This window comes from Massiliimicrobium timonense (genome assembly GCF_042850985.1).
Taxonomy (GTDB): Bacteria; Bacillota_I; Bacilli_A; order Erysipelotrichales; family Coprobacillaceae; genus Allocoprobacillus.
Window position 1 is genome coordinate 939,932 of record NZ_AP031415.1, and the last position, 16,022, is coordinate 955,953.

Genomic DNA, 16,022 nt, shown 5'->3' on the forward strand with positions numbered 1-16,022 from the left:
GACAAGTTCTGTCTTATTTTTTATTTCTGTAATACAATTCTTAAAACAACACAATCCTCTTGAACTTTATATTTTACATCACCATGATATTTTTCAGCTATTTCTTTAATAACTTTCACTCCATATCCATGAGCAATACTATCCTTTTTACTTGTTTTATGGAAATGAGGATGGCTTCCCTTAGGAATAGAATTTGTAATATGAATAATAAGATGTGTTTGTTTGCTTTGTAATCTTAAAGATATTTGTCTTTGATGTTCTACTTTCTCACAAGCTTCTCTAGCATTATCTAAAGCCAAACCTAATATCAAAGATAAATCCTCAGGACCAATACAACCTAAATGTAAGATCTTAGTAATATTTTCTTCATACTCAATATTTTGTTCTTTCATTCTATATATTTGATGATTGATTGTACTATCAATCATAGTCATACCTGTATGAACTAATGCTTGATACTCCTTAATATGAATATCTAAATTCTTTTCGATATATTCCTGTGCTTCTTTATATTTTCCTTGTTGTAAATCTGATTGAAGAATTGTCAGGATATGATTAAGATTATGATTGATTTCTCTAATCTTTGATTGTTGTTTATCTAACTGTTGAATAAATTCTTCTTCTTTAACCATATTCTGAATAATTGCTTCTTTTTTATGTTTATCAGCTTCATACTTTGTCTGCATTCTATCAAAGCATATGAGTGCGACTATACTAATCACAACAGTAAAGATATAGGTACGGGCGATGCTTTTAGTGAAAAATAAGACAGGGTTATTAAGTATAAAAGTTAATGAAAAGAAAATAAATAGTGTGATATTTAATAGTTTGAATTTTTGTATGTTTATAATATTTATTTTATTGAGCAGTAATATAAGAGTAATAAAAACTAGAAACTCATAAATACAATTAGATAAAAAGACATATGAAGCTGAATAATAAATATATTCAAAAGCAATTGTCGTATTAAATAGCCATGAGAAAAATACATTAGTTAAATAATATATACTTACTTTAATGATAAAAAATATACTTAATTTTTGAATGGAATTCATGATTGAAATTTTCCAATGGTGAAGTATAGAAATGAATACAATAAAAGATAGTATATAAATAAGCAAATTTATTTTAATATTTGAAGAAATAAGTAAACTTATAAAAAGAAATATATAAATAATATAGAAAATGTGCTTGGTTTTATTTCTATATAAATCCGGATAAATATTCTTTAAATAAAAATCAAGTAATAAGATATCTAAAATAGCGATGAACGCTTTGCATAATAAATTGATAATCATAATAACATCTCCTTTTCTACATAATCAAAATATTTTTCTCTAAATTCTTTACGAATACGTTTCGTCAATGGGAGCATGTCATCATTGGACATAATGACATAGTCAAAATGAAATGATTTGACATGCTTAAAATTAATGATGATACTTCTGTTAAGTCGGAAGAAATGATAATCTAATAATTGTTGTCTTGTTTTATAGTTTGCTTTGATATTACCGTAATAATGACGTTTGGTTGTTTTGAGTTTGTATTTTCCATAACATGTTTCTAAATAAATAATTTCATGTGTTTTGACATGAATTTTTCCTTCGGTTGTGGAAAATGTTACTGTTCGATTTAAACGTTGATAAACTTGAAAAGCATGTTCAAGTTCTCTATCGAGTAAATTATAGTCGATAGGTTTATCAATAAATAAATCTGCACCTAACCACATAGATTCAGGTAAATAATAGTGATAAGCCGTAATGAAAACAAAAATACAGTTAGGTTTTATATCTAACATGATTTTCGCAATCTCAATACCATTTAATGCTTCACCGAGTTCGATATCTAAAAAGATGATATCGTAGGGTTCAATGCGAAAAGCATCTAATAGTCTTGAGCCTTGTATGAAACAATCAATGGTGGTGGGTTTTGTATCATGAAATTCATATTTCTCAATCCTTTCTTTAATTTCTTCTATATAAAATAATTCGTTGTCACAAATTGCAATACGCATATTCTCTACCTCCTTTTTTGACAACTATTTACATTATATGACAAAGAACTCTATATCAAAAAAACTTCTTTCAATGTGCATTTTTAAAGCATAAATATGCACAAATTTGGCATAATTGATAGCTTTTTTGAAAGATATGGTAAAGTTGAGTTGAAAGGAGGTGGAAAATATGACAATACAAAAAAAGATGACAGCCATTGCCTTAAGTTTACTTGTCTTAGGAGGTACAATGGTATCAACCTTTGCGTATACTTATGTCTCTGGAACTCAGTATCAGACAGTGACACATAAAGATATTCCAGGATGGGGAGGAATTCATTATGACTTAAATTATGGTAGTAAAAAAACGATGACAAGTCAGATAGGAACTTTTAAAAAGACGCATGGAGATGCGTTATTAGGGAATTTTGCTGAATTAATTACTTCTTCAAAAAAACCGGTTTCAAATTTAGAGGGAATACCGCTAAATAATATGGTTTTGGTATCTGAACATGGATGCTCAAAAGGTTCAGTTTATTTTACAGGTGTAACTTCTCATGGGTTAGAACCAAGTAATACTTGTGATGTCACTCTAAAGTTTAGTGCTGATAATTTGTATTAGAGAAAATAGCAATAAAAAAACCTAGTTGATTAATTTCAACTAGGTTTCTTTGTGATAATGACTTCCTTGATACGTCGATCTTGAATCTTGGTAATCTGGAATGTCAGATTGTCAATATGAAGTGTTTTGGTTGTTCCATCTTTAGGGATAGAACGTAAATGACTGTATATATAACCACCAATGGTGTTGTAGTCTTCGTCTTGTGGAAATGGGATACCGATGGCTTCTGAAAGTTCATCGAGATCAGTGTTTCCGTTGACTCTCCATTGTGTTTCATTGATTTTTTGAATATCAGGTCTTTCGCGTGAATCGTGTTCATCATAGATGTTTCCAAAGATTTCTTCAACTAAATCTTCTAATGTAATGATACCACTAATTCCACCAAATTCATCTATAGCTATCGCAAAATGGATGTTTTTATTTTGCATATCCGCAAATAGAAGATCAGCTCTCATTGAATCTGGGATGAAATATGGTTTTGAAAGTATTTTTTCAAATGGTTTTTTCTTGGTTTGAAGATTTAACAGGTAATCTCTGACATGGAGAACACCAATGATATTGTCTTCATCATCTTGATAAACAGGATAACGAGATAAACCAGAACTTTGAATTGTTTTGATAATTTCTTCTTGAGTTGCATCAGCAGAAATCATTGTAACATCAACAGATGGAGTCATGATTTCTGATATATCTGTGTCATTGAAATCAAAGATATTTTGTAGCCATTCACTTTCATCTTCGTTGAGAACACCACGTTTTTCACCGAGTTCAATCATTGTCAGGATTTCTTCTTCAGTAATGTTATCTTCTTCAGCTTCTGTTTTTAAGTGTAATAGTTTTAAAACAGCATTGGTTGAAAAAGATAAAAATTTAACAACGGGGTTCATAATTTTTGCAATCATTAAAACTGTTCCACATGAGATTTTAGATACTTCATATGGTTTTTGCATTGCGATTCTTTTAGGAACTAACTCACCAAAGATTAAAGTAAAATAAGATAAAATAATTGTAATAACAATGACTGATAATGTATCAAGGACATTTAATGGGATACTTGTGATTCCTAAATCCTGTGATACCCATTGAACAAGGTATTCTGAGAAATTATCAGCCGCAAAGGCACTTCCTAAAAATCCAGCTAATGTAATTCCAATTTGAATGGTTGATAAGAATCCAGAAGGTTCTTGTAAAAGAATTAATAAACGTTTAGCTGTTTTTTCCCCACCTTCAGCTTTTTTTTCTAATTGTGTCTTATTTAATGATAAGACAGCAATTTCTGTTGCTGCAAAGAATGCATTCAATAAAATTAAAATAATCTGCAATAATAATTGCGAGGGTATAGAGTCCATAACTTCACTCTCCTTTTATTTTTTGGCTCTATATGTTTGTGATATAAAAAAAGACAACTACCACAACACTGCAATAAAAGTCTCGTTATTTCATATATAAAACCGGCTAATAAACTTAGCGTGATGTCGATTATATAACATCATAAAAATGATGCTAACTACTCCCTTTTATGTGTTCTATTTTATCATATTGCACGTAACTGTCAATATTGTTATGATAAGAGTATGTAAAAAAGGAGAAAAAAATATATGTATTTACAGTTATTAGAGTATGTCAGTCGTGATTTACCTGATGGATTTACACCTTATTATATTTATGGAATTATGGTAGATAACAAGGAAGTTGGTAGAATCACTTTTAGAGAAGGGTCATTGCAGGAACATTATTTTGATGGACATATTGGTTATCATATTGAAGAAGCATATAGAGGACATCACTATGCTTATCAGGCGTGCTTGCTTTTACAAAAAGAACGTGGTTTTCATCAAGTGATTTTAACATGTGATCCATCTAATCAGGCATCACTTAAAACAATTCAGAAACTTCATGCAAAGTATCTTGAAACAAAAACAATTCCTAAAAGTCAACGTCGTTTCTTTCACCAAGATGAAAAGGAAAAAATGATTTTTTTATGGGAAGTTTAAGTTCATTGTTTGTATTGATTTCGTTATAATAAAAAAGGAGGGTGTTTTGTGAAGTTTGTACATATTGGAGATTTACATTTAGGGAAAGTGATTCATCAAAGTTCCTTATTATCTATTCAACGTGAATTGTTGTTTGAATTATTGGATGAGATGGATCAAAGAAATATTCGTTTATTGGTTATTGCGGGGGATATTTATGATCGTTTGATTCCTAGTCAAGAGGCAGTGAATTTGTTGGATGAGTTTTTAACGAAAGCTTTATTAACTTATCATATTGAAGTTTTGATGATTAGTGGGAATCATGATAGTTCTGATCGTTTACATTTTGCCAGTTCTTTATTGGTGAAAAATGGATTACATATTGAAACTTATTTAAAAGAAAAGATGGTGTATGTTGAAAAAGAGAATGTCAGATTTTATTTGTTGCCTTTTGTTAAACCATCACAAGTCAGAATGTTATATCCTGATCAGGAAATTCATACTTATCAAGAAGCGTTGGCTTATTATCTTTCTAAACAAAGTCTTGACCATGATTATCAAAATATTCTTGTCACACATCAATTTGTTGGACATTCAAGCATAACCAGTGAATCAGAAGTACCGTTAAGTGTGGGTGGTAGTGAAATTATTGATGCTTCTTTGTTTGATGATTTTGATTATGTAGCATTAGGGCATCTTCATGCTCCTCAAAAGGTCAAACGTGAAACGATGCGTTATAGTGGTTCTTTGATGTGTTATTCTTTTGATGAAGTCAAACAAAAGAAGTCTGTTGTGGTCGTAGATACAGATACAATGGAAATCACAACCTTTTCATTGCATCCATCTCAGACTTTACAAAAATATCAGGGAACATTTGCTGAATTGATGGATGTCAATTTTATTGAAAAAAAGGACGATTATTTATCGTTTGAACTGTTAGATCAAAAGATTATTCCTCATGCGATTGAACAGTTGCGTGTCCTTTATCCTCATCTTTTACAATTGACTTATCAATATTTAATGAAAGATGCCAAACAGTCCGCTTTTCGTCCTATGCAGTCCATTGAACAAATGGATACATTATCTCTATTTCAACAGTTTTATCATGATGTCAAAAATCAAGAGTTATCCAATTTAGCAAAGGATGTTGTGCAGGAGTTATTAGAAAGGGCAGGTGAAAAGAGTGAAGATTATTAAATTGACGATGAATGCTTTTATGGCTTATAAGAATTTAACAGTTGTTGATTTTGAGAACATACATGATCATGGTTTGTATTTAATAAGTGGACCTACAGGTTCAGGAAAAACAACACTTTTTGATGCGATGACTTTTGCATTGTATGGAGAAGCCAGTGGTTCTCATCGACAAGCTTCTTATTTTCGTAGTGATTTTGCTGATGCAAAAGAGGAAACATATGTGGAATTGGTATTTGAATTGCATCAGCATCGTTATACAGTGAAACGTTCACCAACATATTATCGTGAAGGTTATAAAACGCCCAAAATGGCTCAAGCCTATTTTGATGATGGTCAACAGATTATTGAAGGAATTAAAGAAGTCAATGCAAAGATTAAAGAATTGTTGGGAGTGGATGTGCGTCAATTTAAACAAATTGTAATGATTGCTCAAGGAGAGTTTACAAAACTGATTTATGCCAGCAGTGAAGAAAGAGAACGTGTTTTACGTCATGTTTTTCATAGTGAACCACTTGTTGTCTTTGAAAATCTATTAAAAGACAAGGTGAAACATTATAAAGATGAATTTATGATGTCGAATCAGGATTTATCTTCTCGTTTTTCCATGTTGCAGTTATCATCTGATTTTATACAACAACATCAAGAATTTCACCCTTCTTATATTCAAGATGCCCAAATAGAAAATCAAAAAATTAGTGAACAGCTTGATTTAGATAAACACAACTATCATAAAGCCAAAAATGAATATGATAAGTTTTCTCAACAATACTATCAAAAACAAGAACACAATCAACAATTATTAGAATTAGAAGAAGTGATGAAACAATATCATCAACTACAAGCTCAAAAAGAAAAAATGTTGTTGCTGGAAAAGGATTTTGAAAAAATAGAACATATCAAAAATCATCAATCTTGTATTCATCAATACAAACAAAGTCAAACATCTTATCAACAAGCCTGTTTCCAAAAACAGGAGGTTGAACACAAACTTTCATCATTACAACAACAATTCTCTTTATTAAAAAAAGAATATCAAAAATTAGATGAAGATAAACACCAAAAAGATCAATTATTCATAGATATAGAGAATACCAAAAAAGCCTTAGAACAATATCAGTTATATCAAAAACAACGAACAATTTATCAACAACAAAAAAAACAATATCAAGCTTTACAAAATGATTATCATGATTTACAGTTGCGATATGAAAAAATGGAAAATCGTATTGGACGTGATCAAGACAATGTTAATCGTTTACCACGTCTGGAACTGGAATTAGAACAGAATGAAAAAAATGTCAAAGAAATCAATCAAAAAAGAGTCATGATTCATGAATTAAGCCAGTTCTATGATGAATGGAAATCTTTACAAGATCATCACTATGATTTATCTGTTATCTATCAACAAAAACAAGCTGAATATGAAAAGATTTTACAGCGTTATCGTCATGAAGATGAACTGTTTCGTCGTCAACAGGCAGGGATTTTAGCCAGTCACCTTAAAGATAATGAGCCTTGTCCTGTCTGTGGTTCTACCCATCATCCTCATCTGGCAAAACTTGAAAAACAGGTGCTTTCTTCTCATGAGTTAGAACAACTCTCACAACAGGTTGAAGCGAAGAATAGCGAACAGCAGGAAGCTTATCAAGAAGTTTATCAACAAAATGAACGTGTGACAACGATGCAGACACGTATTGAAATGTTAAAAAAACAGCTCAATATTCAAGAGGAATTATCAAAAGAAGTCTTTATTCATTTATTATCAGATATTGTGCAAGTTATTGAAGAACAGGAAAAAACATATCAGAAAAAGTATAATGATGTGATTTATTTAAAGAAGATTCAACGTAGTTTAGAACAGGATACACTTTTATTGAAACAACAAAATCAATACTTACAAGATATGCAACAACAATTAATTGATAAAGAAAAAAACATGTCTTTATTACAACAACAATATCTTCAATTAGAAAAAGACTATCATTTTGATCAAAATCAAGATATTTCATCTGTTTTAACACAACAACAAAAAGACTTCAAACAATTAGAAAAACACATTGAAACAATAGAGAATCAATATCATCAATGTCAAGAAAATCTTTCTATTTATACACATCAGTTCACTCAAATCACACAACAGCTTCAATTATTAGATAAAGAAAAAGACAAAGCTCAATTATTATATCAGCAGTTTATTCAAGATTGTTTTGAAGATGAAAAACAATATCTCTATTATCAAGAACATATAAAAGATATTGAAAGTCAAAAACAGGCATATCAAAATTATTTTATACAGTTAGAAGCTTTAGACAAGCAAAAAACACTTTTAGAAGAAAAGACAAAAGATTATCAGTTATATGATATGGCTCAAGAAAAACAACAATTAGATGATTTATCAATAAAACGTGATCAGGCTTATACAAAATATCATGAAATTTTATATGTTTTTCAACAAAATGAAAAAATCTTAGAACAACTCGAAAAAGATTATTTGAATAATCAAAGTATTTTTGAAAAGTATACACTCTACCAAGATTTATATGATCAGACAGTTGGAAAGAATCCTTTACGTATGTCTTTTGAAAGATATGTATTATCGACTTATTTTGAACAGATATTAGAATATGCCAATATTGAGTTGATGAAGATGACACAGGGACGTTTTGCCTTGTATCGTAAAAAAGATGTTAAAGGTGTCAAACAGCAGGGACTGGATTTGAGTGTTTTGGATTATGAAACAGGCGTGATGCGTGATATTCAGTCTTTATCAGGGGGAGAATCTTTTAAAGCGGCTTTATCATTGGCTTTAGGTTTATCTTCAATGATTCAAAATTATGCTGGAGGAATTGAATTAAACACTTTGTTTATTGATGAAGGATTTGGAACTTTAGATCATGAATCCATTGATCAGGCATTATCTGTTTTAATGGACTTAAAAAATGATCATAAGACAATAGGTATTATTTCACATGTTGATGAATTAAAAGAAAGAATTGAAACACAGATCATTGTGGAAAAAACAAATCAAGGAAGTACACTACATATAGAAAGAGGGTAGTTGAAAATATGTTTATATACAAATATCATCGTATGACAACAAAAGTGTCTGGAATAGGAATTACAGAATATCGTTTTGAGAATATGCGTGATGTTATAGATAAATATGCCAATGATGGATGGCGTTATGTTGGTTTTGTGCCTGTTTTACAAAGAGGAAACGGATATATTGAAGAAATAGAGCTGATTTTTGAAAAAGAAAAGTCATAATTGCTTTTTGGTAAAATTCTTGTATAATAGTAAGGTAAATATTAAAGAAGGGGTATAGAAAAATGGCAAATAAAGTAAAAAATGATGCGATTACATCAAGAGATGAAAACTTTGCACAGTGGTATACAGATGTATGTCGTAAAGCTGAATTAATGGATTATTCAAGTGTCAAAGGGTTTATCATTTATCGACCATATGGTTATGCTTTATGGGAAATGATTCAAGCCTATATGGACAAAAAATTTAAAGAAACAGGACACGAAAATGTTTATATGCCGATGTTGATCCCTGAATCTTTATTACAAAAAGAAGCAGATCATGTGGAAGGATTCGCTCCTGAATGTGCTGTTGTGACAAGAGGTGGGTTAGATGAACTGGAAGAAAAATTGGTGATTCGTCCAACATCTGAAACATTGTTTTGTGAACACTACGCTAAAATTGTGAATTCTTATCGTGATTTACCTAAGTTATATAATCAATGGTGTTCTGTTGTGCGTTGGGAAAAAACAACACGCCCATTTTTAAGAGGTTCAGAATTCTTATGGCAGGAAGGACATACAATTCATGCAACGGCTGATGAAGCTAAAGAAGAAACGATGCGTATGCTGGATATTTATGAAACAACAGCCAGAGAATTATTAGCCATACCAATGGTTACAGGTAAAAAGACAGAAAGAGAAAAGTTTGCAGGAGCCGAAGAAACATATACGATTGAAGCTTTAATGCATGATGGAAAAGCATTGCAATCTGGAACATCACATTATTTTGGTGATGGATTTGCGAAAGCTTTTGATATGAAGTTCCTGGATAAAGATAATCAGTTAAAATATGTTCATCAGACATCATGGGGAGTTTCTACAAGATTACTAGGAGCGATTATTATGGTTCATGGTGATGATAATGGACTTGTTTTACCACCAAGAGTGGCTCCAACACAAGTGATGATTATTCCAATCCAGCAACAAAAAGAAGGTATCTTAGATAAGGCTTATGAACTGCAAAATCAATTACAGGCACAAGGTATTCGTGTCAAAGTGGATGCCAGTGATAAATCACCGGGATGGAAATTCTCTGAAGCTGAAATGCGTGGAATTCCATTACGTTTAGAAATTGGTCCTAGAGATTTACAAAATGGTCAATGCGTTGTGGCTAAACGTGTTAATGGTGAAAAATTAACTTTAGCATTAGATGAAACTTTACCAGAAAAATTAGCTACATTATTAGATGAAGTACATGATGAAATGTATCAAAAAGCTTTGAAGTTTAGAGATGAACACATTACTGATGTTGAAACATATGAAGAATTTAAAGAAGTTTTAGATTCTAAAGGTGGATATGTGAAAATGGCATGGTGTGGAGATGAAGCTTGTGAAGTGAAAATCAAAGAAGATACAGCAGCAACATCTCGTTGTATTGATACACAAGCTCATGTTGATGCTGTTTGCCCAATTTGTGGAAAGAAAGCGAAACATATTGTTTATTTTGCAAGAGCATACTAAAAAATCCATGATAACATGGATTTTTTTAGTCTTTTATTTTAACATTTAATAAGTGAATAAGGTCAATGGCTTGAAAACTATTGATTATAGCACCACGAATATCTTCGGGAGAAGTTATGATTCCCTCAATCTGACATGATGATAAATCTGTTTTATATAATGGAGCATGAAGAAATTCACATTGAGTTAAATCACATTCCTGGAATGAGGTTTTATTCATTTTGGTTTCAATAAAACTGGCATTATGTAATGAACATTGATGAAATTGAACAGTTTTGTTGTTCATGAATGCAAAATTAGCAAAATGGCATAAACAGTCTTTGAAAGCTACATGATCAAAAAGAGATTCTGCAAAATCTGTTCCCATGAGTTTACAGTTTTGAAATTGAACATGGCGAAAAAGGGTTGTATTCATTTTGATGTTAGATAAATCACAATGAGAAAATGTGACATCTACAAAATAACTGTGTTCAAAAGAAATATCTTGAAAATCAATATGATCAAAATAACAGTTTTGAAAATCTTTATTAGTTAAATTTTCATCAAAAATAGCTTCATTATGATAGGATGCATCAAAGATTTTTTCCTCTAATAAATCTTCTTTTAATATCATGATTGGTCACTCCTTTATTTATTAAAAATATCATAACATAGAAAGATATCAATGGAAATAAGTTCTTTTTTATCAATGTTTGTGGTAAAATATGAAACAAAAGAGGTGTAAACATGCAAAAGAAGATAGCTTTAATTAATGATATGACAGGATTTGGGAGATGTGCCATTGCGGCTATGGCGCCCATTGTTTCAGCAATGAAAATACAGGCAGTCCCTATACCTACAGCCATTTTATCAACACATACACAATTTCCAGTTTTTTATTTTGATGATTATACATCAAGAATGAAAGATTATATTCAAACATATAAGGATTTACATTTGGAGTTTGATGCGATTGCGACAGGATTCTTAGGTTCTGAAAAACAGGTTGATATTGTGATTGATTTTATTCAGACATTTAAAAAAGATAATTCATTTATTCTAGTTGATCCGGTGATGGGAGATCATGGTCAATTGTATAAGACTTATACTCCTGAGATGTGTGAAAAAATGAAAGAACTGGTAAAATATGCAGATTTAATGACGCCTAATCTCACTGAATTAGTTACATTGGTTGATCGACCTTATCCAGTTTCATTACCTTCATTTGATGAGTTAAAAGAAATGTGTGAACAGCTTTCTAAACAGGGACCATCACATATTGTTGTGACGGGAATACCTTTTAATGATAAACAGATTTTGAATTTTATTTATAATCGACATGAAGATTATCAGATTGTGATGGTTGATCGTATCGGTAAGGATCGTTGTGGAACCGGTGATGTCATTGCGGCAGTGATTGCAGGAAGTTATTTGAATGGATTGAGTTTTTATGAAAGTGTGAAAAAAGCGACAAAGTTTGCTTCAAAGTGCATTCGTTATTGTGAAGAAACGCATGTTCCACATCATTATGGTTTATGTTTTGAGGAATATTTATATGAGTTAGGAGAAGAGTTATGATTTTATATACATTACATGGAAATGGTTATCAGGATATTGCTCAATTGTCATCTTGTCAAGGAGCAACTGTTTATGTTAATTTAACGAATCGTTGTCCTTGTGCCTGTACATTTTGTTTAAGACAGACAAAAGAAATGGAAGAAGGGCATAGTTTATGGTTAAAAAAAGAGCCAACAGTGGAAGAAGTAATTCAAGAATTTCAAAAATATGATTTGGATGATTTTAAAGAAGTGGTATTTTGTGGGTTTGGTGAACCTTTGGAAAGAGTGGAAGATGTGGTTCAAATTGCAGGGATTTTAAAGCATTTTCGTAGAGATTTACCGATTCGTATCAATACCAATGGTCTGGCTAATCTCATCCATCAGCGTGATGTGACACCAGAATTAAAAGGACGTATTGATACAGTTTCGATTAGTTTGAATGCGCCAGATGCTGGTGAATATGATGCTTTGACACGTAGTCGTTTTGGGAAAGAATCATTTCAGGCTATGTTAGATTTCGCTTCTCTATGTCGTCAATATGTACCCCATGTTGTGATGACTGTTGTCGATATTATTGGTGACGAAAAAATACAAAGATGTCAAGCGATTTGTGATGAGCTAGGTGTCAAATTACGTGTTCGTCCATTTGAAGAATAGGAGAGTGAAAAGATGTTATATATGACAAGAGAGCAACGCCAGATTTCATTAGAAAAAATGACAAATACGAGAGATTTAGGTGGTTATGAAACACAGAGTGGATTATATAGTCGAGCTCACAAATATGTCAGGGCAGCAGCTCCAACATATGCTTCATCAAAGGATATTCAAACCTTAAAAGATTATGGTGTTAAAGTGGTGGTTGATTTAAGGAGTGATTTTGAAAAAGAGTGTCAACCTAATCCTTTCGCAAATGACAAGGATATTGATTATTATGAAGTGAATTTATTTGATTCTTCAAAAGCAGTTCTTGTTCCAGACGAAGTGAAAACATATAAAGATTTAGGTGGTGTTTATATTTATATGTTGGAAGGAATGAAACATAAATTTAAGGAATTGTTTGATATTTTTATGAAATATCCTTATGAAACTGTTTTATTTCATTGTTCTGCTGGTAAGGATCGTACCGGTGTTACAGCAGCTTTATTATTGGATTTAATTGGTTGCCATGAATATGATATTGTTAAGGATTATAGTGAGTCTTATGAAAATAATAAGGAAATGAATGCTTCTTTGGCACAGATGATGAATGATGAAGAAGCCAAACAATATTTAAGATCTTCACCACGTTATATGATGGAATTATTGGATTATTTAAGAGAACATTATGGAAGTGCTAAGGAGTATTTATTGGAAATTGGTATGAAAAATGATGAAATTGAAGAATTAATTGAAAATTTTACAATTTAAAAAAGAAAAATGCCCTCAAAAATGCGTATATAAGTATTAGGAGGGTATTTTTATGGAAAAAAAGTTAACGTTAAAACAAAAGGATTATATTGTTAGAAAGATTTATAAAACATATCAAAAGGCACAATTGGATATATTATATTTAACACAACATTATAATTACTATCCACAAGTGGATATGTTTAAAGTGAAAGATTCTTCGACTGTTTATCATGGAGATGAAAAAATGGTACAACAAATAGAACGTAAACAGCGTTTAGAAAATTATGTTGAGATGATTCATCAGGTACATACACATTTATCTCATGAAACTTATGATTTTATTGAACATGAATATATTAATTATTATGAATCTTCATGGTGGATGACATTTTATTCACGTGCCAGTTATTATCGTTTAAAGCATAGAGCTTTAGATGAGTTTATGGATTGTATTTCTATTTTTTGGAGTGAAGAAGATATTTTATCTTTATTAGACGCATAGTTTTGTCAAAAACAATAGAAAAATACTTTTTTATCTTATACAATGAGTATAAGAGGTGATTCTATGTTTGATGGATTGTTGTTGATATTGGCATTCTTTGCGGGTATTTTAGGTACTTTTATAGGTGGAACACAAACTTTTATATGTACTGGTTTTATTGGTATTGTTGTAGCAATTGTACAGGCATGTGGAGGGGATGTTTCTTTTTTAGAACCTTATATTTTAAATGGTTTGTTTTTACCATGTATTATTTTTAATGGGTCTGTTGTAGCAACGGCTGTAGCTTCACACTACAATGAGAAAATACGTGGATTTGAAACAGGACGTTCATTGGCTTTTATTCAAGATATGAGAATTTTATTGGCTGGAGGATTGGCTGGTGTTGCAGGATATTTGATTTATGCAGTGGCCTTGTATTATGATTTTCCTATTGATCAAGGGGCTTTATCAGTTGTTATCATTGGTGTGCTTGCACGTTTAGTTTTGAATCAGGAACAGTTTATGAATAAATCTTCTTTACTATTTTTAAAAACACGTTCTATTAATTACTGGGGTTATCAGCTTTTGTTTGCTTTAGCGATTTCATTTTGCATGGGAGTTATTGTCAAATATACAGGATTATATACAATAGGTTTTTCAATCAGTGCCTTTTCTTTAATTTTTGCGTTGATTGATGGCTCTTTTCCAGCAACACATCATATCACGCTCGTCGCTGGGTATGCCTACTGGCAGACACAAAGTATGGTTTTATGCTTGATTTTTGGTTTATTGGCTCATCTTATTGGATTGTTGTTTAGTTATGTGTTTAATTTGGAATGTGGAACACATGTTGATCCACCAGCTGTAGCGATTGGGTCATTAAGTTTAGTGATTTTTACTTTGTTTTAGGAGGAAGTTTTTGTGAATGTAGAAATTATCAATGTAGGAACAGAATTGTTGTTGGGAGAAATTGTGAATACCAATGCCACACTTTTACAAAAGGTATGCAAAGATTTAGGATTTAATGTGTATTATCAAAGTGTTGTGGGTGATAATCCTCAAAGACTCTATGATTGCTTAAAAGTGGCTTTTGAGCGTGGTGCTGATTGTGTGATGACAACAGGAGGACTTGGACCAACAACAGATGATTTAACAAAAGAATTGTCAGCTCAATATCTTGGGTTGGAAATGGTTTATAATAAACAGGAAGCACAAAAGGTTGAGCAGAAGTGTCGTTATTGTACAGGCGTTGATCAGGTCCCTGACAATAATTTTAAGCAGGCTTATTATCCTCGAGATGCTTATATTTTAGAAAATGATATGGGGACAGCCAATGGCTGTGTCATGAGTGATGGTCAACATATGATTATTAATTTACCTGGACCACCAAAGGAATTAAAATATGTTGTTGAACATTCTTTAATTCCTTATTTGGAATCAATGAAACAAGATACCATCTATACTTATGAGTATTTAACGATGTTTATTGGAGAAAGTAAGATTGATGAAGTGTTAAGAGATCTGATTGAAGATCAAAATCAAGTTTCGATTGCACTGTATGCTGGAGAGGAAACGGTTCGTATTCGTTTGGCTGTTAAAGCATCTTCTCAAGAAGTGGCTGATGCCTTGATGAAAGATGTTCAATGTGAAATTGAAAAACGTTTAGCTTCTTATATCATTCATGAAAAGAATTTAAAAGAAGCCATATTAAAAGAAAAACCATCACTTTGGATTTGTTATGAAAATGATTTTCGTTTTCAAGATGAGTGGTTATCGCCATTCATTCAAAAAGAGGCTGATATTCATATTGTTGTGAAAATAAGACAGGAAAAGCTAGGAGAAGTTGTTTGTATAACAATCAATGATGAATATTTTGAAGTTCCTACTTTTGTGAAAGCACATTATTCTTATGCAAAAGTGGAAGCCAGATTTGTTGGAAAGCTGTATCAATATATGATGACACATAAAAAGTAAAAATATGGTACTTTTAAAAACTATCCCTATGTTTGTATAATGCAATCGCTTACAATGTGATAAAAATAAAAAAACATTGATAAAATCAA

General features: G+C 31.2%; 16 protein-coding genes. 12 read left to right on the forward strand and 4 right to left on the reverse strand.

Translation table 11 applies throughout. From position 1 onward, the window contains the following. Nucleotides 1–20: 20 nt before the first annotated feature. Nucleotides 21–722: a sensor histidine kinase gene (locus ACGHJ8_RS04910; RefSeq protein WP_390542018.1), complete on the reverse strand. Its 702-nt coding sequence runs from the start codon at nt 720–722 to the stop codon at nt 21–23. Nucleotides 723–1,294: 572 nt separating this feature from the next. Further along, nucleotides 1,295–2,014 (reverse strand): LytR/AlgR family response regulator transcription factor, encoded by a 720-nt coding sequence (locus tag ACGHJ8_RS04915; RefSeq protein WP_390542020.1) that lies wholly within the window; start codon nt 2,012–2,014, stop codon nt 1,295–1,297. A gap of 169 nt (nt 2,015–2,183) precedes the next feature. On the opposite strand from ACGHJ8_RS04915, the gene ACGHJ8_RS04920 reads away from it, so the two are divergent. After that, the gene (locus ACGHJ8_RS04920; RefSeq protein WP_390542022.1) at nt 2,184–2,615 is read left to right on the forward strand and encodes a hypothetical protein; all 432 of its coding nucleotides are present in this window, start codon (nt 2,184–2,186) and stop codon (nt 2,613–2,615) included. A gap of 35 nt (nt 2,616–2,650) precedes the next feature. Here ACGHJ8_RS04920 and ACGHJ8_RS04925 read toward each other — a convergent pair whose 3' ends face one another. Continuing rightward, nucleotides 2,651–3,964: a hemolysin family protein gene (locus tag ACGHJ8_RS04925; RefSeq protein ID WP_390542024.1), complete on the reverse strand. Its 1,314-nt coding sequence runs from the start codon at nt 3,962–3,964 to the stop codon at nt 2,651–2,653. A gap of 249 nt (nt 3,965–4,213) precedes the next feature. Here ACGHJ8_RS04925 and ACGHJ8_RS04930 point away from each other — a divergent pair, with 249 nt between their 5' ends. From ACGHJ8_RS04930 to proS, 5 genes are all read left to right on the forward strand, one after another. Then, the gene (locus ACGHJ8_RS04930) at nt 4,214–4,609 is read left to right on the forward strand and encodes a GNAT family N-acetyltransferase (protein ID WP_390542026.1); all 396 of its coding nucleotides are present in this window, start codon (nt 4,214–4,216) and stop codon (nt 4,607–4,609) included. A gap of 48 nt (nt 4,610–4,657) precedes the next feature. Beyond that, entirely contained in the window at nt 4,658–5,785 is a 1,128-nt protein-coding gene (locus ACGHJ8_RS04935) for an exonuclease SbcCD subunit D (protein ID WP_390542028.1), read from the forward strand. Then, a complete protein-coding gene (locus ACGHJ8_RS04940; protein ID WP_390542030.1) occupies nt 5,772–8,843 on the forward strand; it encodes an AAA family ATPase in 3,072 nt (1,023 codons plus the stop codon). The genes ACGHJ8_RS04935 and ACGHJ8_RS04940 overlap by 14 nt, the downstream gene beginning before the upstream one ends. A gap of 8 nt (nt 8,844–8,851) precedes the next feature. Next, on the forward strand, nt 8,852–9,052 hold the full coding sequence (locus ACGHJ8_RS04945) for a DUF4177 domain-containing protein (RefSeq protein WP_087356960.1): 201 nt from the start codon (nt 8,852–8,854) through the stop codon (nt 9,050–9,052). Nucleotides 9,053–9,114: 62 nt separating this feature from the next. Beyond that, on the forward strand, nt 9,115–10,551 hold the full coding sequence (gene proS / locus ACGHJ8_RS04950; protein WP_211965010.1) for a proline--tRNA ligase: 1,437 nt from the start codon (nt 9,115–9,117) through the stop codon (nt 10,549–10,551). Between the two features lie 25 nt (nt 10,552–10,576). Here the strand turns inward: proS and ACGHJ8_RS04955 are convergent, their stop codons facing one another. Next, a complete protein-coding gene (locus ACGHJ8_RS04955) occupies nt 10,577–11,164 on the reverse strand; it encodes a pentapeptide repeat-containing protein (RefSeq protein WP_211965008.1) in 588 nt (195 codons plus the stop codon). Between the two features lie 113 nt (nt 11,165–11,277). Between ACGHJ8_RS04955 and ACGHJ8_RS04960 the strand changes: the two genes are divergently transcribed. Genes ACGHJ8_RS04960 through ACGHJ8_RS04985 form a run of 6 tightly spaced genes read left to right on the forward strand, consistent with a single transcriptional unit; the run spans nt 11,278 to nt 15,933 of the window. Further along, the gene (locus ACGHJ8_RS04960) at nt 11,278–12,108 is read left to right on the forward strand and encodes a pyridoxamine kinase (RefSeq protein WP_087356964.1); all 831 of its coding nucleotides are present in this window, start codon (nt 11,278–11,280) and stop codon (nt 12,106–12,108) included. Continuing rightward, entirely contained in the window at nt 12,105–12,746 is a 642-nt protein-coding gene (locus tag ACGHJ8_RS04965; RefSeq protein ID WP_087356965.1) for a TIGR04100 family radical SAM protein, read from the forward strand. Before ACGHJ8_RS04960 ends, ACGHJ8_RS04965 begins: the two co-directional genes overlap by 4 nt. Nucleotides 12,747–12,758: 12 nt before the next feature. Further along, entirely contained in the window at nt 12,759–13,496 is a 738-nt protein-coding gene (locus ACGHJ8_RS04970; protein WP_087356966.1) for a tyrosine-protein phosphatase, read from the forward strand. 52 nt (nt 13,497–13,548) lie between these two features. After that, nucleotides 13,549–13,980 carry an MG284/MPN403 family protein gene (locus ACGHJ8_RS04975; protein ID WP_087356967.1) on the forward strand — a complete coding sequence of 144 codons (432 nt, stop codon included), beginning with the start codon at nt 13,549–13,551 and terminating at the stop codon, nt 13,978–13,980. 42 nt (nt 13,981–14,022) lie between these two features. Then, complete coding sequence (locus ACGHJ8_RS04980; RefSeq protein ID WP_390542034.1) at nt 14,023–14,868, forward strand: hypothetical protein; 846 nt, start codon at nt 14,023–14,025, stop codon at nt 14,866–14,868. 12 nt (nt 14,869–14,880) lie between these two features. Next, nucleotides 14,881–15,933 carry a molybdopterin-binding protein gene (locus tag ACGHJ8_RS04985; protein ID WP_390542036.1) on the forward strand — a complete coding sequence of 351 codons (1,053 nt, stop codon included), beginning with the start codon at nt 14,881–14,883 and terminating at the stop codon, nt 15,931–15,933. The last annotated feature ends 89 nt before the right edge of the window (nt 15,934–16,022 follow it).

What these genes read in the sequence shown, in the direction of transcription:
- ACGHJ8_RS04970 (WP_087356966.1), top strand. Translation starts at nt 12,759, where the DNA reads ATGTTATATATGACAAGAGAGCAACGCCAGATTTCATTAGAAAAAATG.
- ACGHJ8_RS04975 (WP_087356967.1), top strand. Translation starts at nt 13,549, where the DNA reads ATGGAAAAAAAGTTAACGTTAAAACAAAAGGATTATATTGTTAGAAAG.
- ACGHJ8_RS04925 (WP_390542024.1), bottom strand. Translation starts at nt 3,964, where the DNA reads ATGGACTCTATACCCTCGCAATTATTATTGCAGATTATTTTAATTTTA.
- proS (WP_211965010.1), top strand. Translation starts at nt 9,115, where the DNA reads ATGGCAAATAAAGTAAAAAATGATGCGATTACATCAAGAGATGAAAAC.
- ACGHJ8_RS04945 (WP_087356960.1), top strand. Translation starts at nt 8,852, where the DNA reads ATGTTTATATACAAATATCATCGTATGACAACAAAAGTGTCTGGAATA.
- ACGHJ8_RS04955 (WP_211965008.1), bottom strand. Translation starts at nt 11,164, where the DNA reads ATGATATTAAAAGAAGATTTATTAGAGGAAAAAATCTTTGATGCATCC.
- ACGHJ8_RS04920 (WP_390542022.1), top strand. Translation starts at nt 2,184, where the DNA reads ATGACAATACAAAAAAAGATGACAGCCATTGCCTTAAGTTTACTTGTC.
- ACGHJ8_RS04930 (WP_390542026.1), top strand. Translation starts at nt 4,214, where the DNA reads ATGTATTTACAGTTATTAGAGTATGTCAGTCGTGATTTACCTGATGGA.
- ACGHJ8_RS04965 (WP_087356965.1), top strand. Translation starts at nt 12,105, where the DNA reads ATGATTTTATATACATTACATGGAAATGGTTATCAGGATATTGCTCAA.
- ACGHJ8_RS04960 (WP_087356964.1), top strand. Translation starts at nt 11,278, where the DNA reads ATGCAAAAGAAGATAGCTTTAATTAATGATATGACAGGATTTGGGAGA.
- ACGHJ8_RS04915 (WP_390542020.1), bottom strand. Translation starts at nt 2,014, where the DNA reads ATGCGTATTGCAATTTGTGACAACGAATTATTTTATATAGAAGAAATT.
- ACGHJ8_RS04980 (WP_390542034.1), top strand. Translation starts at nt 14,023, where the DNA reads ATGAGTATAAGAGGTGATTCTATGTTTGATGGATTGTTGTTGATATTG.